General features: G+C 57.3%; 1 protein-coding gene. It reads right to left on the bottom strand.

Annotation, left to right across the window (positions count from 1 at the left end; genetic code table 11):
* A partial coding sequence (locus tag KNP06_RS15120; protein WP_214789505.1) for an RNA-guided endonuclease TnpB family protein occupies positions 1–851 on the bottom strand: 851 nt, incomplete at both ends.

Genomic DNA, 851 nt, shown 5'->3' with positions numbered 1-851 from the left:
GCCTTGTATTCGATGAATGTGGCTAAGCGATGGAACGACCAGGTGTGCAGGTTCTTGGCGTTTTTACGGCTTGTTCTTGCCGTCTGTCGTATGTTCGCCAGCCTTTCGAGGCGGATGACAGTGATATGGTTCTCTTTCGCGAAGTCGACGATTCCACGGCTCACCTTGTGGTCCTTGTCTCGCATCCAGCGCTGTTCTTTGTTGTCCAGTTTCTTGATCGCCTTCAGTTTCTTCTTTTGACCGAGTTCTTTCCGCTTCACCCGGAACTTGCGTTTCATGTACTTGTTCTCGCGTCCGTTCCCGAAGAACCGCGCCTTTTCGCAATCGGTCGATGCGACGGCAGGGACTTTCAGACCGAGGTCCACCCCGAGCACGTTGGTGCCCGTCTTCTCCGTCGTGCGAATCGTGACGGCGATCTGGGCGATCCATTTCTTCGACTTCCTCGTGATGCGCAGCGTCCCGAGCTTGTTGGCGAGGAGGGTGGCGTTCCGGTTGTCCGGGTCGACCATCTCGGCGCGGATGGCCGTCTTCTTCACCTTCCCGTCGATGATGATCGGGAGGGAGACCGACTCGAAGTCGAACGAGTAGTTCTGGTTGTTCCAGGTGCAGTACGGTTTCTTGAGGACCGGGACGACCTGGAAGTCCTTCTTCTTCGCCCTCTTGAACATGCTCTTCGCGTCCTGGATGGCCTGGTTCTTGACGGCGCTCGGCAGGTCCACCGTGACATGTTTGCTCGTCAGATTCAAGCTCTCCCGGGCCTGGACCATGGCCGCGACGAGCTGGTTCGCCGTGCGGATGTAGGTGTCCATCATCCGCTCCAAGATGGCCTGTTGCGCTTTCGTCGGATGGAG

This window comes from Exiguobacterium sp. s21 (assembly GCF_018617975.1).
Lineage (GTDB): Bacteria > Bacillota > Bacilli > Exiguobacteriales > Exiguobacteriaceae > Exiguobacterium > Exiguobacterium mexicanum_A.
Note: the sequence above shows the minus strand (reverse complement) of the source record. Positions and strands in the feature narration are given on the sequence as shown.